The sequence below is a fragment of the Candidatus Providencia siddallii genome (genome assembly GCF_964026685.1).
In the GTDB taxonomy this organism is placed as follows: Bacteria; Pseudomonadota; Gammaproteobacteria; order Enterobacterales; family Enterobacteriaceae; genus Providencia_A; species Providencia_A siddallii_A.
This window is the reverse complement of sequence record NZ_OZ034688.1, coordinates 119065-144028: the sequence shown is the minus strand read 5'-3', so window position 1 is coordinate 144028 and position 24964 is coordinate 119065. Positions and strand designations below refer to the sequence as shown.

Genomic DNA, 24964 nt, shown 5'->3' with positions numbered 1-24964 from the left:
AATATAATTTTTATTTTTGAAATACCTATAACAAACTTTTATGTAAGTTAATTTTTACTACTTATCTAAATACAACTCCGACAGGAGCTATTTTGTGAAAGATCTAATAAAATTCCTGAAAACTCAAACTAAAATAGAAGAGTTTGATGCAATTAAAATTTCTTTAGCATCACCTGATGTAATCCGTTCATGGTCATTTGGTGAAGTTAAAAAACCAGAAACGATTAACTATCGCACATTTAAACCTGAACGTGACGGTCTTTTTTGTGCACGAATTTTTGGACCAATAAAAGATTATGAATGTTTATGTGGTAAATATAAACGTTTAAAACATAGAGGTGTAATCTGTGAAAAATGTGGTGTAGAAGTAACACAAACTAAAGTACGTCGTGAAAGAATGGGGCATATTGAACTTGCATCACCAACCGCACATATATGGTTTTTAAAATCACTACCATCCCGTATAGGTTTATTGCTTAATATGTCATTACGAGATATAGAACGTGTCTTATATTTTGAATCATATGTTGTAATCGAATCAGGTATGACAAATCTTGAACGTGGACAAATTTTAACAGAAGAACAATACTTGGATGCTTTAGAAGAATTTGGTGATGAATTTAACGCTAAAATGGGTGCTGAAGCAATTCAAAATTTATTAAAAAACATAGACCTTAATAATGAATGTATTATACTACGTGAAGAATTAAATCAAACTAATTCTGAAACCAAAAGAAATAAAATAACTAAACGTATTAAATTACTAGAATCATTTATACAGTCAGGAAATAAACCAGAATGGATGGTTTTAAATGTATTACCAATTTTACCACCAGATCTTCGTCCTTTGGTTCCTTTAGATGGCGGGAGATTTGCAACATCAGATTTAAATGATCTTTATCGTAGAGTAATTAATAGAAATAACAGACTTAAACGACTTTTAGAATTATCAGCTCCAGATATAATCGTTCGAAATGAAAAGCGTATGTTACAAGAAGCAGTTGATGCATTACTAGACAATGGACGTAGAGGTAGAGCAATTACCGGATCAAATAAAAGACCTTTAAAATCTTTAGCAGATATGATTAAAGGTAAACAAGGACGTTTTCGTCAAAATTTACTTGGTAAACGAGTTGATTATTCTGGTCGTTCTGTTATAACAGTAGGACCATATCTTAAATTACACCAATGTGGTCTACCTAAAAAAATGGCGCTTGAATTATTTAAACCATTCATATATGGTAAATTAGAAAAATGTGGTGTAGCAACAACAATTAAAGCTGCAAAAAAAATAGTAGAACGTGAAGAAGCAATAGTATGGGATATATTAGATGAAGTTATCAGAGAACATCCTGTTATGCTAAATAGAGCACCAACACTTCATCGATTAGGAATACAAGCTTTTGAGCCAATCTTAATTGAAGGAAAAGCTATACAATTACATCCTCTTGTATGTGCTGCATATAATGCTGATTTTGATGGTGATCAAATGGCAGTACATGTTCCTTTAACATTAGAAGCTCAATTAGAAGCACGAGCACTAATGATGTCTACAAACAATATTCTTTCTCCAGCAAGTGGAGAACCTATTATAGTACCATCACAAGATGTAGTCTTAGGCCTTTATTACATGACTCGTGAATGTATAAATGCAAAAGGCGAAGGTATGATATTATTAAATTCAAAAGAAGCAGAACGAGCTTATCGTTCTGGAAATGCTTCATTGCATGCAAAAGTAAAAGTGAAAATTACTGAAGAAATAAAAGATATAGAAGGTAATATTTCAATTAATACAAAATTAATTAATACTACTATTGGTCGCGCTATTTTATGGATGATAATACCAAAAGGTTTACCATACTCATTAATAAATCAAACATTAGGTAAAAAAAACATATCAAAAATGCTAAATACTTGTTATCGTATACTAGGATTAAAATCAACCGTTATTTTTGCCGATCAAATAATGTATACTGGTTTTACATATGCAGCACGTTCTGGAGTATCTGTTGGTATTGATGATATAGTTATTCCTGAAAAAAAACTTGAAATAATTACAGAAGCAGAAACAGAAATTGCAGAAATTCAAGAACAATTTCAATCTGGTCTTGTTACAGCTGGTGAACGTTATAATAAAGTTATTGATATTTGGACAGCAACAAACGAACGAGTAGCTAAAGTAATGATGAATAATTTATCTAGTGAAACAGTTATTAATAATAAAGGTAAAAAAGAACAACAGATTTCTTTTAATAATATTTTTATAATGGCTGATTCAGGAGCTCGTGGGTCTGCTGCACAAATTCGTCAATTAGCAGGTATGCGTGGACTTATGGCTAAACCGGATGGTTCGATTATTGAAACACCAATTACTGCTAATTTTCGTGAAGGATTAAATGTTTTACAATATTTTATTTCTACGCATGGTGCTAGAAAAGGACTTGCAGACACAGCATTAAAAACAGCAAATTCTGGATATCTAACTCGTCGTCTAGTTGATGTAGCTCAAGATTTAGTTGTTACCGAATATGATTGTGAAACACATGAAGGTATTTTAATGACTCCAATTATTGAAGGTGGTGACGTTAAAGAATCTCTACGAGAACGAGTACTTGGACGTGTAATTGTTGAAGATATTATGATAAAAGGAATAAAAAATATTTTAATAAAACGAAATACTCTTTTAAATGAAAAATGGTGTAATATATTAGAAGAAAACTCAATTAATAGTGTAAAAGTACGTTCAATTGTAAGCTGTGAAACTGATTTTGGTGTATGTGCTCACTGTTATGGTAGAGATTTAGCTAGAGGTCATATAATCAATAAAGGAGAATCTGTAGGAGTAATTGCAGCACAATCGATAGGTGAACCAGGAACACAATTGACAATGCGCACATTTCATATTGGCGGCGCAGCATCTAGAGCCGCAGCAGAATCTAGTATTCAAATACGTAATTCAGGCACATTAAGATTAATTAATGCTAAATTTGTAATCAATCGAGAAAACAAATTAATTATTACATCACGTAATAGTGAATTACGAATAATCGATAAATTTGGATGCACAAAAGAAAGTTATAAAATTCCTTATGGTTCACAAATAACAAAAATCAACGAATCTACAGTTAAAAACGGAGAAATTATTGCTAATTGGGATCCACATACAATGCCAATTATTAGCGAAGTATCTGGTATTATACGATTTTTTGATATGCTAGAAAACCAAACAATAATTCGTCAAACCGATGATTTAACTGGTTTATCTTCAATAGTTATTATAGATACTTCTGAACGAACAAGTGGTTGTAAAGATTTACGTCCTGCAATACATATTGTAAATATTAATGGAGATGATGTTGTTATTCCTAATACTGATATACCAGCTCATTATTTTTTACCAGGTAATACCATAATTCAATTAAATGATGGAGATATAGTTAATATTGGTGATACTTTAGCTAGAATTCCACAAGAATCTGTTGGAACCAAAGATATCACAGGGGGGTTACCACGAGTTGCAGATTTATTTGAAGCTCGTCGCCCAAAAGAACCAGCTATACTTGCTGAAATAAGTGGTGTTATTTCATTTGGTAAAGAAACAAAAGGAAAACGCCGTTTAATTATAACACCAATAAATAACTCTGAACCACATGAAGAAATGATTCATAAATGGAGACAATTAAATGTATTTGAAGGTGAAATTGTAGAACGTGGTGATGTAATTTCCGATGGTCCGGAATCTCCACATGATATTTTACGTTTAAGAGGAGTTCATGCAGTAACTCATTATATAACTAATGAAGTTCAAGAAGTTTATAGATTACAAGGTGTTAAAATTAACGATAAACATATTGAAGTAATTATTCGTCAAATGTTAAGAAAAGTTACTATTACAGATCCAGGTGATTCTGATTTTCTTAAAGGTGAACAAATCGAATTTTCTAGACTTAGAATTTCAAACCGAAAATTAATACAAGAAGGAAAAATTGAAGCTAAATTTAATCGTGATTTATTAGGAATTACTAAAGCATCATTGGCAACAGAATCTTTCATTTCTGCGGCATCCTTCCAAGAAACCACACGAGTATTAACAGAAGCTGCTGTATCTGGTAAAATAGATGAATTACGAGGTTTAAAAGAAAATGTTATAGTTGGACGTCTTATTCCTGCTGGAACAGGATTTTCATATCATAAAACTCGTATTCGCAAAAAAAATAAAAATTTTACTGAAAATTTACAAATTAGTGCCGACGAAGCATCAGCAAATTTATCTGAACTACTAAACGCAGAGTTTAATAAATAATTCGCTCAACCGGCGTCAAAAAAAAGGCGCCGGGAGATATTTTGTTATATTTTATTTAATAAAAAAATTCTTAAATTTTTTATAATTACAATTAAATAACATTTTTATAATATTTAAATTTTATTGATAAATTTAAAATTATTACATATTTTTTTATGAATTCTTTTAAGAAAACAACAAAAAAATGTTTTTTAAACAAAATTATAAAGTTTATCTATTTAAGCATGATTTTTATTTAAAATAATATTAATATTATTTTAATTTATTTTTTTATAAAATATTTAATATATTAATATTATTAAAAATTATAATTTTAAATTCAAATTATAAAATAATTAATAAAATCAACAATGTTAAATTATTTAAAATATCCATTGATTATTTATATTAAACATACATTTATATATAAATAATCAATTTAATATTTTTAATAGTTCATTATTAATTTCAAAAATACCACGAGAACTATCTATTTTAAAAAATTTAAGATTACCTTTTTTATCTTCATTTTGGAAATAACCTATTAAAGGTATAGTTAACTTATGATATTCAATTAGACGTTTACGAATAATATTTTCTTGATCATCATCACGAACAACTAATTCTTCACCTGTTATATCATCTTTATTTACATTTTTTGGTGGATTAAAAATTATATGATATATACGTCCAGATGACACATGTGTGCGACGACCAATAATACGATTAATAATAATTTCATCTGAAACAATTAACTCAAAAATATAATCAATTTTTATAAATGCTTCTTTCATTGCATTAGCTTGAAAAATAGTTCTAGGAAAACCATCAAATAAAAAACCATTACAACAATCATTTTCTTTTATTCTATTTTTAATCAAAGATATAACTAAATCATCATTAATTAATTTACCATTATTCATTAAATCATTAATATATAATCCCAATTTATTTCCAGATTTTATAACAGAACGAAGTATATTTCCAGTTGAAATATGAGGTATATTATATTTTTTACTAATAAAACTAGCTTGAGTTCCTTTACCAGTTCCAGGAGCGCCTAATAAAATAATACGCATTAATAATCTTCCTAAATACTATTAAAAAATATTTTTTATAAAAAAGAACAAAATTTAAAAAATTTTATAATAACTTATTTAATTTACGTATAAACAAATTAGGATCATCTAATGTACCGCGTTCCGCAAGTAATGCTTGACCAAAAAAAATATCTATCCAATCACTAAAAATATTTTCATCAATAACTTTTGAAGCTTTTTGAACAAGAGGATGATCTGGATTTATTTCAAGATTATATTTAATTTCTGGAACAGTTTGACCTACAGACATAAAAAGTTTTGCCATTTGAGTAGTCATTTCATTAACATCAGTAGTTACAACAGAAGGAGTATCAGTTAAACGATTAGTAAATTTAACATTTTTAACACGATCACCTAATATTTTTTTTGCACGTTCAATAAAAGAATCCAATTCTTTCTCTAAAATTTTTTGCTCTGTTTTTAAATTATCATTTGCTAATTTATCTAAAAACTCATCTGTTTTACTAATCGATTGAAAACGTTTTCCTTCAAAATCTTGCAAATAATTCATCATCCATTCATCTATACGATCAGATAATAATAAAACTTCAATACCTTTTTTATAAAACAATTCCAAATGAGGACTGCTTTTTGCGGAAACATAACTATCAGCAGTGATATAAAAAATATTTTTTTGTCCCTCAATCATACGACTAACATAATCATCTAAAGATACATTTTGTAAACTACTATTAGTATATGTAGAAGCAAAGCGTAATAATTTAGAAATAATTTTATTATTATTGATATCTTCTGCAGGACCTTCTTTAAAAACTACACCAAATTGTTGCCAAAAATTTTGATATTTTTCTAAATCATTTTTTGACATTTTTTCTAAAACTTGTAAAATTCGTTTTGTTATTGCATTTTTTAAATTACGAGATAAAACATTGTCTTGTAAAATTTCTCGAGATATATTTAAAGGTAAATCATTAGAATCTAATATCCCACGAATAAAACGTAAATAATTTGGTATAAATTCTTTTGCGTCATCCATAATAAAAACTCGTTGAACATATAATTTTAAACCATGCTGTTGATCACGATTCCACAAATCAAACGGGGCTTTTGAAGGAATATATAATAAAATTGTATATTCTTGTTTGCCTTCAACATGATTATGAGTCCAAGTTAATGGGGATGAATAATCGTGAGATATATGTTTATAAAATTCAATATATTCTTCATTTGAAATTTCAGTTTTATTACGAGTCCATAACGCTTTTGCTTGATTTATTTTTTCCCATGTTATTTGATGATCTTTTTCATTTTTAATCATAATTTCAACAGGTAATGAAATATGATCAGAATATTTATTAATTACTGAACGCAACTTCCAATCCTCTAAAAAATCTTTTTCAGATTCACGTAAATGCAAAATAATTTCAGTTCCACGGTCACATTTTTCAATATTAGCAACAGTATATTCTCCTTCCCCAGAAGATTTCCATACAACACCTTGATCTATAGAAGCATCTACAGAACGACTACGAACAGTAACATTATCAGCAACAATAAATGACGAATAAAATCCAACACCAAATTGACCTATCATTTTATTATTTTTTACTAAATCATTTTCTAAAGATTTTAAAAATGTTTTAGTACCTGATTTAGCAATAGTACCTAAATTATCAATAATTTCATCACGAGTCATACCTATACCATTATCACTGATAATTAAAGTACAATTATCTTTATCTATACTAATACGTACATGTAAATCACTATCATTCTCATATAATTCCGGTTTGGAAATTGCACGAAAACGTAATTTATCAGCAGCATCTGATGCATTTGAAATTAATTCACGTAAAAAAATTTCTTTATTTGAATAAAGAGAATGTATCATTAATTTAAGTAATTGTTTTATTTCAGACTGAAAACTAAGAGTTTCTTGTTTATTAACGTTCATTAATACCACCTTTTTTATATCTAATTAGATAAAAAACAGACAAAAATATTTTTAATATTTTATTAAATAACTTATATAAATATTTTATATTAACATAATAAATTAAAATGTTATTTTAAATCCAGGTGGTAAATTTATTCCATCCGAAACATCTGTCATTTTATCTTTTTGAGCTTTTTCAATACGACGAACTGCATCATTAAATGCTGCAGCAATCAAATCTTCTAATATATCTTTATCATCTTCTAATAAAGTAGGATCAATTTTTACACGATAACAATTATGTAATCCATTTATAACAATCTTAACCAAACCAGCTCCAGATTCACCTGTTACTTCTAAATTAGCAATTTCTTTATGAACTTTTTGCATTTTTTCTTGCATTTGTTTAGCTTGTTTCATTAAATCACTAAATCCACCTTTATTAAACATAATACTCTCTTATAATATATTGTTTATAATACTAAATATCAAAAAAATATTTTAAAATAATTTTTTTTATAAAACTATATTAATAATTTATTAATTTTATATTTTTTATTTTTAAAAACATTAAAAACTAAATAATAATCATTTTAATTTTTTTTAATACTTTTTTTAGAAAAAAAATTTAAAGCACGTAAAAATATCATTTCAATACCAATTTTTACATCAGGAGCATAAATTAATTCTTTTCTTCCTAATAATAATATTTGATAAAATAATTGTAAATCTTCTAATAAAACATTTTTTGCTATTTGTTTTAATCTCCATTCAGTAGATAAATTATCATTTTCATCAAAAGATGATAATTTCATTATAGAAATATAATGTAATTGAGATAATATTTTAAGTAACAAATTATCTAAATCAAATCCACGTGAATAAACTTGTTCAATTTGTTCCATTATAACAAAACTATCAGAACGGAATAAAGCTTCAATGATTATTATTGAATAATCATCATTTATTGTGCCAAACATTTCAGTTACAATGCTATATGTAATTTTTTTTTGTCCTAAAATAATAGCTTGATCAGTAAAACTTAAAGCATCTCTCATACTTCCATCTGCTGATGATGCTATCAATTGAATTGCATTTTTATCATATTCAATATTTTCATTATTAAGAATTAATTTAATTTTATTACTTATTTGTTTAATACTTAACGATTTAAGATTAAATTTTAAACATCTTGATAAAATAGTCAAAGGTACTTTTTGTGGTTCAGTAGTTGCAAACAAAAATTTAACATGCTTAGGTGGTTCTTCAAGAGTTTTTAATAATGCATTAAAACTATGACGTGATAACATATGAATTTCATCAATAAGATATATTTTAAAGCGTCCTTTTATTGGTGTGTATTGCACATTTTCTAATAATTCACGAATATCTTCTATTTTTGTACGAGATGCTGCATCAACTTCTATAAAATCAGCAAAGCTTCCTTGATCTATTTCAAGACAATTTATGCACTTACTACATGGATTAGATGTTATACCATTTATACAATTTAAACCTTTAACAAAAATTCTAGAAATAGTTGTTTTTCCTACTCCTCTCATTCCAGAAAAAATATAGCCATTATGAAAACGCATTTGTTCAAATGCATTAATAATTGCACTAGATACATGTTCTTGGCCTACTATTTCTTTAAAATTTTTAGGACGCCATTTTAATGCAAGTACTTGATAATTCATAAATATTTTATATTTGTATTTTTATTATTTTTAATTAAATTAATATTTTAATTAAAAATAATAACTTAATTTACTGATAACTTATTACTTTATTATGATAATAATCATATTATTTATAATTAGTAATAAAAATAACATTTTTTAATTTTTTTTAAAAATAAAATTAATGTACTATAAAATATACAAAAAATTCAATAAATTTTACATATTAAATTTTTTGTTAAAAATTAATATTAAATATTATAAAAAATATAATAAATAATCATAATATTTTTATATATTTAACATATAAAAATAATTACATTAAAAATATTATAATTAAGATACATATAAATAATATTTTTTTAAAAAAATAATAGATTTATGTCCAAAAAACCCAAGCAAATAAAGAAATAACAATAATACATGCTATATTTAATATAAAACCAACACGAACCATTTCTATTTGTTTTATATAACCAGAACCAAAAACTATTGCATTTGGAGGTGTAGCAACAGGAAGCATAAAAGCACAAGAAGCTCCAATACCAATAATCATTGTTAAAGTTACAACTGGCATATTCAATGACTTAGCAACAGTAAAAAAAATTGGTACAAGTAAAGCAGCACTAGCTGTATTACTTGTAAATTCTGTTAAAATAATAATAAAAGAAGTAACTGCTAAAATAATTATAAACCAATGACTATTACCAAACGTTACTTGCATCCAATTAGCCATAATTTTATTTGCGCCAGAAGATATTAAAACTGCGTTTAATGTTAAGCCTCCACCAAACAACATTAAAACACCCCATTCTGTGTTTTTTTGAATTTGTGTCCAATTAGCAACACCTGTAACAGTAATTAAAACAACTGAAACAATTGCTATAATAGTATCTAAATCTTTTATACCACCTAATAAATTACTAATAAAACTACTAATACTCCAACATATTATAACCAACAAAAAAATTATCATTGCAATAATACGTTTGTTATTCCATTTTAATCGTTCTAATTTTTGCTCAAAACGATATTTTAAATTTGGACGTAATATAATATACATTAAAAAAAATATTATAGGTAATAAAATTACCATTATAGGAACACCATATTTCATCCATGATAAAAAATCTAAACCTATTGCTGCAGCAGAAATAGCATTTGGTGGACTCCCAACTATAGTTCCTAAACCACCAATACTTGCACTATATGCAATACCTAATAAAACAAATATAAATGTATTTCGTTCTTTACTAACATCAAGATTTGATAAAATACCAAGTACTAATGGAAGCATCATTGAAGTAGTAGCAACATTACTAATCCACATTGAAAGTACTGCTGTTATACCAAATAATAAAAATACAGCAACAGATAATCGTCCACGTGCAACCAATAGTAAACGATTAGCTATTAATTTATCTAATTTTTGAATATGTAAAGCAGTAGCTAATGTAAAACCACCAAAAAATAAAAAAATAATAGGATTTGCAAATGATTTTAATGCATCACTTGTATTCATTAATCCAAAACTAACAGCAAAAATTGGAATACATAAAGCAGTTATTGTAACATGAATAGCCTCTGTTAACCAAAGTACACCAATAAAAAGCATTATAGAAATACCTGCATTTACCTTTTTTTCAAAAGGTAACAACTTTAAAAATAACATCAAAAATATAATATCTAATACTAAAATAATTAAATTTCGCTTATTTATACGAGAAAAACTAACTGATGATATTAAGGATTCAGAATCGTCCATTCTACTAAGTATCTCACTGCAATAAATGATTCTTATATTTTATTGTATTTTATAGATATTTTATATATATATTAATTTTATATTAAACATGTTTAATATAAAATTAAATTTTATAAAAAACAAATTATAAAAATAAAAAAATATTTTTTATATAAATAAAATATAAATATATTTTTTATTTATTATTTTCTATATAAACAATGTAAATTGTGTTAATACATTAAAATATTAAAATATTTTATTAAATATTTTTTAAAAAAATTAATAAAAATTAAATAATTAAATATAATTTTTATTAAAATAAAACAAATTTATTTCTCTAATTTTTATTTAAACAAAATAAAAAATAATATTTATATTTTTATAAAAACTAATTTGATTTATAATATATATTGTATAACACATAAAATATTTTTTTAATAATTAAATAATTATTACAGTGTGTATTTTTATCAAAAAAATATATATTTAATAAAAATTAAATATCAAATTTTTATTAAATATACATATTAACCATATTAATTTAATTAATCTTAATTTTATTTTAAATAAACATAATTATACACTTTAAATATATAAAAAAATAAATCTATGATTGATTTTTAACTTCTTTTAACCCATTAAATGGAGCTTTTTTACCTAAAGCTTCTTCAATACGTATAAGTTGATTATACTTAGCAACGCGGTCAGATCTACTCATAGAACCAGTTTTTATTTGACCAGATGAGGTTCCTACAACTAAATCAGCTATTGTTACATCTTCTGTTTCACCAGAACGATGAGAAATAACTACAGAATAATTAGCTTTTTTTGCCATTTTTATAGTAGATAACGTCTCAGTTAATGTACCTATTTGATTAAATTTTATTAAAATAGAATTAGCAACACCTTTTTCAATACCTTTTTTTAAATTATTTATATTGGTCACAAATAAATCATCACCAACTAATTGAATTTTTTTTCCAAGAACTTTAGTTTGATATTCAAACCCTTCCCAATCAGAATCATTTAAACCATCTTCAATAGAAATTATTGGATATTGTTTTGTTAATTTTTCTAAATAATGAGTAAATTCATGTGAAGTAAATATTTTATATTCATTTTTTAATTCATATTTACCAGTTTTTTTATTATATAACTCAGATGCAGCACAATCGATAGCTAAAGTTATATCTTTACCTAAAACATAACCTGCATTCTCAACTGCTTCCTTTATAACTATAAACGCATCAATATTAGATTTTAAATTCGGAGCATATCCTCCTTCATCTCCTACAGATGTATTCATACATTTAGATTTTAAAACATTAGCTAAATGTTGAAAAATTTCAGAACCAATACGAATTGCTTCTTTTATGCTTGAAGCACAAACTGGTTGAATCATAAATTCTTGTATATCAAGATTATTATCTGCATGTCTACCACCATTTATAACATTTATCATTGGTAACGGCATTGAATATTTACCATGAGTACCATTCAAATCAGAAATATGTTCATATAAAGGCATATTTTTTGCAGCTGCAGCTGCTTTAGCATTAGCTAAAGAAACAGCTAAAATTGCATTTGCGCCAAAATTAGATTTATTATCTGTTCCATCTAATTCAATTAATATATTATCAATATAATTTTGATCCTCAGCGTTTTTACCAAAAATAGAATGAGCAATTTGATTATTAACAATTTTAACAGCCTTTAAAACACCTTTACCTAAAAAACGAATTTTATCTCCATTACGTAGTTCCAATGCTTCTTTAGAACCTATTGAAATTCCAGATGGAACAGCTGCTAAACCAATAAAACCATTTTTTAAATGTACTTCAGCTTCTATTGTAGGATTTCCACGAGAATCAATAATTTCACGACCAATAACTTTAATAATTTTAGACATTTAATTTTCCTTACAACAAATAAAAAATATATAAAAATTTTCCATATTATTTATTTTATATAATTACTGTGATATTTTTTAGCTGCTTTAATAAAACCAATAAATAATGGATGACTATCTCTTGGCGTTGAAGTAAATTCAGGATGAAACTGACAAGCTACAAACCATGGATGATTAGAATTTTCAATAACCTCAATTAATTTATTATCTATTGAACGCCCTACTACTTTAATTCCTGATTTTTCAATATTACTGATAAGTGTGTTATTTACTTCATATCTATGCCGATGACGTTCAATGATAATTTCTTTTTTATACATATTAAAAACTAAACTATCTTTTATTAACCGACATAACTGATTTCCTACACGCATAGTACCACCAAAATCACAATCTTTAGAACGTTTTTCAATATCACCACTTTTACTACACCATTCAGTAATTAAAGCAATTATTGGATAATCACATTGCTCATCAAATTCAGTTGAATTTGCATTTTTTATATTAAGAACATTTAAAGCAAATTCAATTAAAGCAACTTGCATCCCAAGGCAAATACCTAAATATGGAACTTTGTTTTCACGTGCATATTTAACTGTTAAAATTTTACCTTTTATACCTCGTTTACCAAAACCACCAGGAACTAATATTGCATCAAGATCATTTAAAAGATGTACACCATTTAATTCAATTTTTTCTGAATCAATTAATTTTATGTTTACATTTAAACGATTTTTAAAACCACCATGTTTCAAAGCTTCAATTATAGATTTATACGCATCTGGTAATTCAATATATTTACCAATTACACCAATTGTTACTTTACCAATAGTATATGTTTCTTCATAAATAACCTTTTCCCAATCTGATAAATCAGCTTGATTACAAATAAGTTTAAATCGATTACAAATATATTCATCTAAATTTTGTTTTTTTAATAAAAATGGGATCTTATAAATAGAATCAACATCTATTAAAGGAATAACAGCTTTCTCAGGAAGATTACAAAATAAAGCAATTTTTTTACATTCATTTTTAGAAATAATATGATCTGAACGGCATATTAATATATCAGGTTGAATTCCTATAGATAATAAATTTTTTACAGAATGTTGAGTTGGTTTAGTTTTTACTTCTCCAGTAACTGTTATATATGGAACTAAAGTTAAATGTAAATACAATGCATGTTCACGACCTACATTTGATGCCATTTGTCTAATTGCTTCAAGAAATGGTAAAGATTCAATATCACCAACTGTACCACCAATTTCAACTAATATAATATCATGATTTTTAGCACAATAAATAATTCGTTCTTTTATTTCATTTGTAATATGAGGAATTACTTGAATTGTAGATCCTAAATAATATCCACTTCTTTCTTTACGTAAAACTTCTGAATAAACACGCCCGGTAGTTAAATTATTGTTACGAGTCATTTTCGTATGTATAAAACGTTCATAATGTCCTAAATCCAAATCAGTTTCAGCTCCATCTTCTGTAACAAAAACTTCTCCGTGTTGAATTGGGCTTATTGTTCCAGAATCTACATTAATATATGGATCTAATTTCATTATAGTAACATTAAGTCCACGTGATTCAAGTATTGCAGCTAAAGACGCAGTGACTATACCTTTACCTAAAGATGATACAACACCTCCAGTTACAAAAATATAATTAGTTTTCATAACAAACCTAAAATTTAGATTTAAAAATTAAAAAAACATAAATAATTATGAAAAATATATTTTTTTAAAACTAATTAAATTAAACTTAATAAAAAAATATTTTAATATTTAAAAAAAATAAAAGACAAATTTATTACAAAAAACTTTTATTACATCAATTTTATTTTTTTTATAATATTTTTTTAAAATACATATAATTTTTATATTCTTTTTATATTATTATGTTAATTATTATCAGTAATAAATTCTAGTTATAAAACATAGAATATAATAACAAATAAATTTTATTTGTTTTAAATTAATTTAAATATATAAAATGCTTTATTTGTTATTTTTTAAAAATTGAAAACATTTTTTTATTAAAATAATTAACTGCATAAAATATTATAATTAATTAATTATTCTTTATATTTCCAATGAGCAGCAATTCCTAATTTAGCATTTTTATGCATTTTTTTAGTACGAATTTGAATTTCTAGAATTCTATCTTTTGGACCAAAAACAACAGTATGAATTGATTGATAACCATTTGATTTTGGAGTTAAAATATAATCATCAAATTGTTCATATATATGATAAAAATGTGAATGGATAATATCCAATACTAGATAACAATCTCTTAAACAATTAACAATAATGCGAATAGCAAGTAAATCAAATAATTTATTAAAACTTAACGATTTTTTTTGCATTTTTCGCCATATACTATAAATATGTTTTGGTCTTCCATAAATTTCAGCTTTAATATGTCTTTCAGTTATATAATTATTAACTATCACAATAAAATCACTAATATATTTTTCACGATCAATTCGACGTTCGTTTATAAATTTAGAAATTTTTCTATATTCTTTTTTATATAAATAACAAAAACAAAGATCTTCTAATTCCCATTTTAATTGTTCTATACCTAAACGATTTGCTAAAGGCGCATAAAAATAAAAACATTCTTTTGCAATTGAAATTTTCTTGGATTCGATAGCATATTTTATTTCTCGCAAACAAGCAATACGTTCAGCAAGTTTTATAATTATACAACGTGTATCTTTTACAATTGATAATGTTTTATTAATTTCAAAATTAATTTTATTATAATTAATTAAATTAACTTGATAAAATATATTTATATCAAGTACACATTTCATTAAATTATATACAGATATTCCAAAAATATCGATAATTTCCTGTTTTTCTATTTTTTTTACTACTACTAATTGTAATAACATCGCTGTTTGAAAACTAACAAAATCCATATTTAATATTAATAAAATTTCTATTATTTCAATACTACGCAATAATAATATATATCTTAGTTTTTGATCTGATAATTTATCATAACAATAACGCCATATACTTATTATTTTTTTTTTTAATTGTGGTTTATCAACCACTAAAGAATCAATCCAATTTTCTATTGAAAAATTATCTATTAATGTAAAATGTATATTTCTTATTGCAACCATAATATTATACCTATCTATAATTATTTATAGAGCTATATAAAAACATACAATTTTATATTTTTACATATACAAATATAAATATCTTAAATTATTAAAATAAACTTAATAAAATATTTTTATTTTTTATATAATATAATAGATTAAAAATAATTAATAATTATATAAAAACATCATTTTTATATTTTTTAACTAAAATATATTTTATATAAATATATTAATAATTATTTTTATAATATAATAAAAAACTTTAATTTAATAAAAAATGAAAATTGCAACAAAATATGAAAGAAAAAAAAACAAAAAAAATTTTTTTAAAAAAAATAAAGAATATTGGCATTATAGGAGCTATGGAACAAGAAATTAGTTTTCTTAAAACACAAATAAAAAAATGCAATATATCAATATATTTTGGATATATTTTTTATACGGGTAAAATTAATGATATTAACATAATTTTAATTAAATCAGGAATAGGAAAAGTAGCAGTTTCAATAGCTACTACTTTAGTAATAAAAAAATATAACCCCGACGCAATTATTAATATTGGTTCAGCATGTAGTTTAAACAACAAACTTCAAATTGGTGATATAGCAGTTTCTAAAGAAGTAAAATATCATGATGTAGATATTACATTATTTGGTTATAAAATAGGTCAAATGGCTCAATGTCCTACATCATTTAAAGCTAATAAAAAATTAATAAAAATTACAATGGATTCTATTTCTTTATTAAAATTTAATTCAATTGCCGGTTTAATATGTACAGGGGATTCATTTATAAATGATAAAATAATATTTAATAAAATTAAAAAACTTTTTCCAAAAACAATTGCTATTGAAATGGAAGCAGCAGCTATAGGACAAGTTTGTTATAAATTTAAAATTCCTTTTATAATAATAAGATCTATTTCAGATATTGCAAATGAAAAATCAAAAAAAAATTTTAATGATTTTTTATATTTTTCAGCTCAACAATCATCTTTAGTAATTACGAACATATTAAATAAATTTAATACAAAATATTTTTGATATATAATAAAAATATTAATTTTTAAAAAAAAATTATAAAAATTATACATTTAAATTTTAAAATGACTTTTATTAAAAAATTAATAAATATAATACACATAAACTTAATTTTAAATTAAATCAATTTTATATATACAATTTAAAAACAATAATTATTAACTATAAAATAATATTTATTATTAAATAATACTGTATTGTTTTTTTTAAAATTTAAAATAACTCTTAACTTTTTTTAAAAAACTATTAATATTTAATAAAAAATATTAATTTTTTTATAAAAATAATTTTAATTATTTTAATTAACATATATAATACTATTGTTAAATTTTATAAATAAATACAATACATAAAATTTTAAATAAATATTTTCAATACAATATATATTTAAAATTAAACAAAAAAATAATTTTATATTAAATAAAAACATTTTAAAATTATATAAAACATTCATAAAATTTTTATATTACACAAATTTTATTATATTATTTTTTATAAAAATCTAACACTAAAAATGGAAAATATATGAAACAAAATTACAAAAAATTATCAACAAAATTTTTATCAATTGAAAAAGTAAAACCTTATAATGAAAAAATTGGTGAAAAATATATGAATGAGTCTCAATTAACACATTTTAAAAATATTCTCGAATCATGGAAAAATAAACTTATAAGTGAAGTAAATAAAACTGTTATTTATATGCAAGATGAAGCATCTAATTTTCCAGATCCAGTTGATAGAGCAGTTCAAGAAGAAGAATTTAATTTAGAATTAAGAAATAGAGATAGAGAACGAAAACTAATTAAAAAAATTAAAAAAACATTAAAAAAAATTGAAGATCATAATTTCGGTTACTGTGAATCTTGTAAAATAGAAATTGGTATAAGACGATTAGAAGCTAGACCAACAGCTGATTTATGTATTGATTGCAAAACGTTAGCTGAAATTCGCGAAAAACAAATAGCTGGTTAATAATAACCATTACAAATTTTATTTCTTATGATTATTATTTTATAAGAATATTACATATATATTTTTTATATATATTACATGTAATATATATATAATAAAAAATATTCAAAAAAAAATTTTTAAATAAAATTAATTAATATCAATAATTCAAAATTCTGATTACCATATTTCACACAATGATATTATTGATAATACATCAAAATATTATATCAATTAAATAAAAAAATTATAAAATGTATTTAGCTGTATCATTATTCGCAATTTAATTTTAATGGAGACTAAAGATTTTGATCCTGCTATAAATATAACTACAAAAAATTTATAAATTATTTAAAAATCATCATATCATTGGAAAAATTTTGTTTTGTCCACATTATGTGGAAAACATAAAATTATTAAAGTTGAAATATTTCATAATCATTTAAAAAAACAAATAAAAAAATAAAAACATATTCTTACAAATATAAAATGATATATTTATTATATTATAATATTTTACTTCTATTGAAGAAAATTAAAACAAAAAGAATTTTCACCATAAATAGTTTGTATTATAATATAAACAATTTCATTTTGTATAAATATGTAAATGAATTAAAAAATTTAAAAAAGATGGAATAAAATTAATTAAAAACCCTAAAACACGTTATCAAAAAGATTTTATTAGGATGTTACTATCAATATATTTTACATATAAACTTAATATGAAAATTAAAATTAATATTACTAAACCTATTCCACGTTTAGAATATCTTTTGAAATAAATTTTATCAACTAAATTATTTGAAAAATTATTAAAATTATTTCAAATAACTAATTGTTATATAATATACAATATGCTTATATAATATGAATTATTTAAACAACTTTTTTATACAATATCAATATATTTTAACAAAAATAAAAAAAAATAATTGAAAAAATTATTAATCAATTTCTTAAAAATAATTTCAATTTAAAAAATAAAAAAAACAATAAGAATACAATATCAAAAAAAAGTAATATTAATAAAAATATTATTACATTCAAAAAATATTAAAATATAATGAAAAATATTTATATTTCTATTGGTAGTAATTTGGGTGATCCATTAAAACAAACTTTACAAGCTATTACAGCATTAAATTTATTACCTAGTAGCAGCATAATAAAAACATCATCTATTTATAAAACTAAACCATTAGGAAAAATAAAACAATCAGATTTTTTAAATATGGTTATATTACTTGAAAGTAATCTAGAACCAGAAATATTACTTGATTATATACAAAAAATTGAATTCAATTTAGGTCGTATACGTAAAAATGATAAATGGGCCCCAAGAACTATTGATATTGATATTATGTTACTAGATAATAAAATAATTAATACCAATAGATTAACAATACCACATTACGGGTTAAAAACACGAGAATTTATGTTATATCCACTTAATGAAATAAACCCTACTATAAAATTTCCTGACGGTGAATTATTATCAAAAAGACTTATGTATATTCCTAATAACGATTTAACAATTTGGAATAAATCAATTAAAAACATTTAATTATAAGTAATTTTATATTAAAAGGTTATTATTATGAAATCATTTTTTTTATCTGATCTTTTTTCTTTTAAGAAAAATAATCATAAATTTGCAGCTATAACAGCTTATGATTATAGCTTTTCTAAACTTTTTTCAAAACAAGGTATTAATGTAATGCTAGTTGGTGATTCATTGGGAATGACTATACAAGGTAAATCAAATACTTTATCTGTTACTATAAACCAAATTGCTTATCATACTCGTTGTGTTCGTAAAGGAGCTCCAAACTCTTTTATTATTGCAGATATGCCTTTTATGAGCTTTTCTACACTCGAAAAAACATATTCTAATGCAGCTACATTAATAAAATCAGGTGCAAATATAATAAAAATTGAAGGATATGCATGGTTATGTGAAACAATAAGAATGTTAACAGAACGCTCAGTTCCTGTTTGTGGACACATTGGGTTAACACCTCAAGCTATCAATTTATTAAGTGGGTATAAAATACAAGGACGTGATCAAAAAACTGCTGATAAATTAATAAAAGATTCAATTGAATTAGAAAAAGCAGGAATGAAATTACTTGTTCTTGAATGCGTACCAAGTCACTTAGCAAAAATAATTACAAAAAAATTATCAATCCCTGTAATTGGCATTGGAGCTGGAAGTGAAACCGATGGACAACTTATCGTAATGCAAGACGCATTAGGTATAACAAATAATCCTCCTAAATTTACCAAAAATTTTTTAATACAAACAGGTAATTTAAATGATGCAATAAGTTTATATATACAAGAAGTTGAAAACGGTATATACCCTGATCAAAAACATTCATTTATTTAAAATAAATAAAAGGTAAAATATGTTTTTTGTAAAAACAGAAAATACATTACGTAATAAAATTAATATTTTAAAAAAAAATAAAAAACAAATTGGATTTATTCCAACTATGGGAAATTTACATAATGGACACTTAATGTTAATAAAAAAAGCAAAACAAATAGCTGATATCATAATTGTAAGTATTTATGTTAATCCAATGCAATTTGATTGCAAAAATGATTTTAAAAATTACCCACGAACACTTAAAAATGATTATTTAAAACTTAAAAAAAATAACGTTGATTTAGTTTTTTCACCAACTAATCTTTTTTCAAAATACAATTCACTTAAATATCAAACATTTGTTGAAGTACCAAAATTTTCTTCAATCGCAGAAGGAATTAATAGACATTTGCACTTTAGAGGAGTTTCAACTGTTTTAACAAAATTATTTAATTTAATAAAACCAAATATTGCTTTATTCGGAGAAAAAGATTATCAACAATTACAATTAGTTCATAAATTAGTTCGTGATTTATCATTTGATATTAAAATAATTTCAATTCCAACTGTAAGATTAAAAAATGGATTAGCATTAAGTTCTAGGAATAATAATTTATCTAAAAAAGAACTTAAAATTGCACCTCAATTATATAATATTCTAAAAAAAGCAAAAATAAAATTAATTCACTCAAAACAAACAATAGAATCTATTAAAAGTGAAATAAAAAAAGATTTACTTGATTCAGGTTTTATTCCTGATAGTATATTTATTCGTGATGCATTAAATCTTGAAAAAATAAATAATAATAGTAAAAAAGCGATAATTTTAATAGCTGTTTGGTTAGGAAAAACAAGATTAATTGACAACTTAAAAATTAATTTATTCTAATAAATTATATTTATAATTAATTATAAAAAAATACAATAACATAAATTTATATTTTATATAAAAAAACTTAAATAACAAAAGATTCATTTTTTTGAAAAATATCCTTTATCTTCCTTAGTTGGAGACATTGCAGCCAAACGAGCAATATAATCACACTTCTCATTTTCCAAATAAAAAGAATGTCCTTTTACCCAACACCATTTGATTTTATGCATTTTAACAACTATATCAAGCCTTTTCCATAAATCTACATTTAATACAGGTTTTTTATTAATTTTAAACCAATATGTAGTTTTCCAAACATGTATCCATTCTGTAATACCTTTACGAACATATTGACTATCTGTAGTTAAAATTACATTACATGTTCCTTTTAAAAATTCAAGTGCAATTATTACCGCCAATAATTCCATACGATTATTTGTAGTTAAAAAAAAACCATCACTTAACTGTTTTTCATAATTTTTATAACGAAAAATAATACCATATCCACCAGGTCCAGGATTTCCTAAACAAGATCCATCTGTAAAAATTTCTACATTTTTTATCATTTTAAATAAAATTTTATTAAATATAATTATAATTAATTATATTTTAAAATATTTTTTATATTTATTTTAATATAACATATATGATGATTATATTTATATAAAATACAATAACAAATATTTTAAAAGATATATATATTAATTATAATAAAAATTAAAATATTTTATTTTTATTAAAGAATATTATCATAACTCAAATAATTATTTATAAAAAATAAATAATACAAAAAATTACAAAAAAATAATTATTTTTAATACTATAAAAATAGTACATCAATTAAATTAGATTTAATAAATAAACAATAAATTAATAATTTTATTAAAAATAATTTTATATACCAATATATATAAAAATAATATTATCATTATATAAAACATATTAAATATTTTTTATTTTGGAGAATTATTAATGGTAACCAGAAAAACACTTGCAAATGCAATACGATTTTTAAGTATAGATACAATTCAAAATGCAAAATCAGGACATCCTGGAGCTTCAATGGGAATGGCTGACATAGCTGAAGTACTTTGGCGTGATCATATGAACCACAATCCTATAGATCCAAATTGGATTAATCGAGATCGATTTATATTGTCAAATGGACACTGTTCAACTCTTATTTATAGTTTACTACATTTAACTGGTTATAATTTATCTATAAAAGAATTAAAAAAATTCAGACAATTACATTCTAAAACCCCAGGTCATCCTGAATATGGATTGACTCCAGGTATTGAAGTAACAACAGGACCTTTAGGACAAGGAATTGCAAATGCAGTAGGTTTTGCTATAGCAGAACGTACATTATCATCACAATTTAATCGTGAAAACTATAATATTATTGATCATTATACATATGTTTTTATGGGTGATGGTTGTATGATGGAAGGAATATCACATGAATCTTGCTCACTAGCAGGAACATTAAAACTAAATAAATTAATTGTTTTTTATGATAATAATGGAATTTCTATAGACGGAAAAACAGAAAAATGTTTTAATGAAAATACATATGAACGTTTTAAATCTTACGGATGGTACGTAATCAAAAATATTAATGGTCATAATTCATTACAAATTAATACTGCTATTAAAAAAGCAAAAAAACAAATTAATAAACCTAGTTTACTAATATGTAATACCATTATAGGATATGGTTCACCAAAAAAATCTGGATCAGAATTCGCCCATAGCGGACCGTTAGGTTATGATGAAATTAATGCAACTAGAAAATTTCTTAAATGGAAATATAAACCATTTGAAATACCAAAAAACATATATAAAGCATGGGATGCACGTATTATAGGAAAACAAAAAAAACAAGCATGGGATAAAATTTTTAAAGAATATTCAAATAATTTTCCAGAATTATCAAAAGAATTTATTCGTAGAATAAAATGTAAGTTACCAATAAAATTTAATTTAAAAATAAAAAAAATTATCAAATTTTTACATCAAAACCCATCTGATATATCAACTCGTAAAGCATCACAAAACATATTAGAATTTTTTGGAAAAAATTTACCTGAACTTATAGGAGGTTCAGCTGATTTAACACCAAGTAATTTAACTTTTTGGTCAGGTTCTCATCCTTTAAATATAAATCCATCAGGAAATTATATTCACTATGGTGTTCGTGAATTTGGAATGTCAGCAATTATGAATGGTATTGCTTTACATGGCGGTTTTATTCCTTATGGTGCAACTTTTCTTGTATTCATGGAATATGCACGTAATGCTATTCGAATGGCAGCACTAATGAAAACACATTGTATATTTATATATACTCACGATTCTATTGGAGTAGGAGAAGACGGTCCGACTCATCAGCCAATAGAACAACTTGCTTCTTTACGTACAACGCCAAATTTAAGTACTTGGAGACCATGTGATCAAGTAGAATCAATTATTGCGTGGAAATATGCTATTACTAAAAATGGCCCAACTGCATTAATATTTTCCCGCCAAAATTTAAAACAACAAAATCGTACTAATGAACAATTAAAAAATATAAAAAAAGGAGCATATATTATCAAAGATTGTAAAGGACATCCTGAAATTATAATGATTGCCACAGGATCAGAAGTTGAATTAGCTATAAAAGCAGCTAAATTTCTTACAAAAGAAAAATATAAAATACGAGTTGTTTCTATGCCATCAACAGATGTTTTCGATAAACAAAGTTTAATATATCGTGAATCCGTCTTACCTTCTAATATTAAAAACCGTATTGCTATTGAAGCTAGTATAACTGATTATTGGTTTAAATATATAGGATTTAATGGAGCAATTATAGGAATGAAAACTCTAGGAAAATCTGCTCCTGCTGATAAATTATTTAAAACATTTAATATCACAACAAAAAATATAATAAAAACTGCAAAATCATTAATAACAAAAACATCTATTATTTAATAAAAAGTATTATAATATATTTTTAATAATATTTATACAAAATTATTTTTTAAAATTTTATAAAAAAATTTAATTTTTAAAAACTATAAATAAATAAATCATATTAAAAAATTTTTTATTAATTTTAAATTAAAATATTTTTTATCGATAAAAAAAATTAAATTTTATTTATCGTTTTTTCTCCAAAAACAACACTTATTACTTTTTTTATCAATAATATCTAAAATTTTTTCATGTTCAATAAGTTCATCAGGAGATGCATAAAGTATTTTAAAATTATTTTTATTATTTTTTAATATTTGTGTTTTTTGTTCGTTTTTTGTAGAAAATGTTTTTTTATTTGATTCAAAAGAAAATGATGTTTGACCCCCAGTCATAGCTAAATAAACATCTGATAAAATTTCAGCATCAAGCAAAGCTCCATGTAAAACACGTTTTGAATTATCTATCATATACCGATCACATAATGCATTTAAATTATTTCTTTTTCCAGGAAACATTTTACGAGCTATGCTTAATGTATCAATTATAGTACAAAAATTTGATATATTTGGAATATTTTTTTTTAATTTAAAAAACTCATAATTTATAAAACCAATATCAAAAAAAGCATTATGTATTATTAATTCTGCATCATATATAAAATCTATAAAATCATTAACAATTTCTTCAAAAGAAGGTTTTGTTTGTAAAAAATCATCGCTTATACCATGAATCTTAAATGCTTCAGGATCAACTAAACGATTAGGTTTTATATAAACATGAAAATTATTATTTGTTAAACGACGATTAATAATTTCAATAGCACCAATTTCTATAATATTATGACCTTCATAATGAATGCCAAATTTATTAATACCTGTAGTTTCAGTATCAAGTACAACTTGTCTTATAATTGACATATACAATATTTCACTAATAAATAAAAAATAAAAAACATAAATTTTTACTAAACAAATAATTATTAATTAAAAACAAATAATTTTAAATTAT

The 24964-nt window shown here is 23.5% G+C and carries 17 protein-coding genes; 7 read left to right on the top strand and 10 right to left on the bottom strand.

Annotation, left to right across the window (positions count from 1 at the left end):
• The first annotated feature begins 94 nt into the window (after window positions 1–94).
• Window positions 95–4303: a DNA-directed RNA polymerase subunit beta' gene (rpoC, locus tag AAGD61_RS00540; RefSeq protein WP_341765097.1), complete on the top strand. Its 4209-nt coding sequence runs from the start codon at window positions 95–97 to the stop codon at window positions 4301–4303.
• A 362-nt stretch (window positions 4304–4665) separates the two neighbouring features.
• Here rpoC and adk read toward each other — a convergent pair whose 3' ends face one another.
• From adk to AAGD61_RS00500, 8 genes are all read right to left on the bottom strand, one after another.
• On the bottom strand, window positions 4666–5361 hold the full coding sequence (gene adk / locus AAGD61_RS00535; RefSeq protein ID WP_341765096.1) for an adenylate kinase: 696 nt from the start codon (window positions 5359–5361) through the stop codon (window positions 4666–4668).
• Window positions 5362–5425: 64 nt separating this feature from the next.
• On the bottom strand, window positions 5426–7297 hold the full coding sequence (gene htpG / locus AAGD61_RS00530) for a molecular chaperone HtpG (RefSeq protein WP_341765095.1): 1872 nt from the start codon (window positions 7295–7297) through the stop codon (window positions 5426–5428).
• Window positions 7298–7399: 102 nt separating this feature from the next.
• A complete protein-coding gene (locus AAGD61_RS00525; protein WP_341765094.1) occupies window positions 7400–7729 on the bottom strand; it encodes a YbaB/EbfC family nucleoid-associated protein in 330 nt (109 codons plus the stop codon).
• Between the two features lie 143 nt (window positions 7730–7872).
• Window positions 7873–8976: a DNA polymerase III subunit gamma/tau gene (gene dnaX, locus AAGD61_RS00520; protein WP_341765093.1), complete on the bottom strand. Its 1104-nt coding sequence runs from the start codon at window positions 8974–8976 to the stop codon at window positions 7873–7875.
• Window positions 8977–9337: 361 nt separating this feature from the next.
• Window positions 9338–10723 carry an SLC13 family permease gene (locus tag AAGD61_RS00515; protein WP_341765092.1) on the bottom strand — a complete coding sequence of 462 codons (1386 nt, stop codon included), beginning with the start codon at window positions 10721–10723 and terminating at the stop codon, window positions 9338–9340.
• Between the two features lie 589 nt (window positions 10724–11312).
• Window positions 11313–12614, bottom strand: coding sequence for a phosphopyruvate hydratase (gene eno / locus AAGD61_RS00510; protein ID WP_341765091.1), 1302 nt, complete (start codon window positions 12612–12614; stop codon window positions 11313–11315).
• Window positions 12615–12664: 50 nt separating this feature from the next.
• The gene (locus AAGD61_RS00505) at window positions 12665–14302 is read right to left on the bottom strand and encodes a CTP synthase (protein WP_341765090.1); all 1638 of its coding nucleotides are present in this window, start codon (window positions 14300–14302) and stop codon (window positions 12665–12667) included.
• A gap of 398 nt (window positions 14303–14700) precedes the next feature.
• Window positions 14701–15765, bottom strand: coding sequence for an HD domain-containing protein (locus AAGD61_RS00500; RefSeq protein WP_341765089.1), 1065 nt, complete (start codon window positions 15763–15765; stop codon window positions 14701–14703).
• Between the two features lie 281 nt (window positions 15766–16046).
• Here AAGD61_RS00500 and mtnN point away from each other — a divergent pair, with 281 nt between their 5' ends.
• From mtnN to panC, 5 genes are all read left to right on the top strand, one after another.
• Window positions 16047–16832, top strand: a complete 786-nt coding sequence (mtnN, locus tag AAGD61_RS00495) for a 5'-methylthioadenosine/S-adenosylhomocysteine nucleosidase (protein WP_341765088.1) — start codon at window positions 16047–16049, stop codon at window positions 16830–16832.
• Between the two features lie 483 nt (window positions 16833–17315).
• The gene (dksA, locus tag AAGD61_RS00490) at window positions 17316–17765 is read left to right on the top strand and encodes an RNA polymerase-binding protein DksA (RefSeq protein WP_341765087.1); all 450 of its coding nucleotides are present in this window, start codon (window positions 17316–17318) and stop codon (window positions 17763–17765) included.
• Window positions 17766–18810: 1045 nt separating this feature from the next.
• Complete coding sequence (gene folK / locus AAGD61_RS00485; protein ID WP_341765086.1) at window positions 18811–19311, top strand: 2-amino-4-hydroxy-6-hydroxymethyldihydropteridine diphosphokinase; 501 nt, start codon at window positions 18811–18813, stop codon at window positions 19309–19311.
• 33 nt (window positions 19312–19344) lie between these two features.
• Window positions 19345–20136: a 3-methyl-2-oxobutanoate hydroxymethyltransferase gene (gene panB / locus AAGD61_RS00480; RefSeq protein ID WP_341765085.1), complete on the top strand. Its 792-nt coding sequence runs from the start codon at window positions 19345–19347 to the stop codon at window positions 20134–20136.
• Between the two features lie 19 nt (window positions 20137–20155).
• A complete protein-coding gene (panC, locus tag AAGD61_RS00475; RefSeq protein ID WP_341765084.1) occupies window positions 20156–21007 on the top strand; it encodes a pantoate--beta-alanine ligase in 852 nt (283 codons plus the stop codon).
• Between the two features lie 53 nt (window positions 21008–21060).
• Here the strand turns inward: panC and rnhA are convergent, their stop codons facing one another.
• A complete protein-coding gene (rnhA, locus tag AAGD61_RS00470; protein WP_341765083.1) occupies window positions 21061–21558 on the bottom strand; it encodes a ribonuclease HI in 498 nt (165 codons plus the stop codon).
• 406 nt (window positions 21559–21964) lie between these two features.
• Here rnhA and tkt point away from each other — a divergent pair, with 406 nt between their 5' ends.
• Window positions 21965–23971: a transketolase gene (gene tkt / locus AAGD61_RS00465; RefSeq protein WP_341765082.1), complete on the top strand. Its 2007-nt coding sequence runs from the start codon at window positions 21965–21967 to the stop codon at window positions 23969–23971.
• Window positions 23972–24135: 164 nt separating this feature from the next.
• On the opposite strand, the gene dnaQ is transcribed toward tkt, so the two are convergent.
• Window positions 24136–24873: a DNA polymerase III subunit epsilon gene (gene dnaQ / locus AAGD61_RS00460; RefSeq protein ID WP_431307848.1), complete on the bottom strand. Its 738-nt coding sequence runs from the start codon at window positions 24871–24873 to the stop codon at window positions 24136–24138.
• Between the last annotated feature and the right edge of the window lie 91 nt (window positions 24874–24964).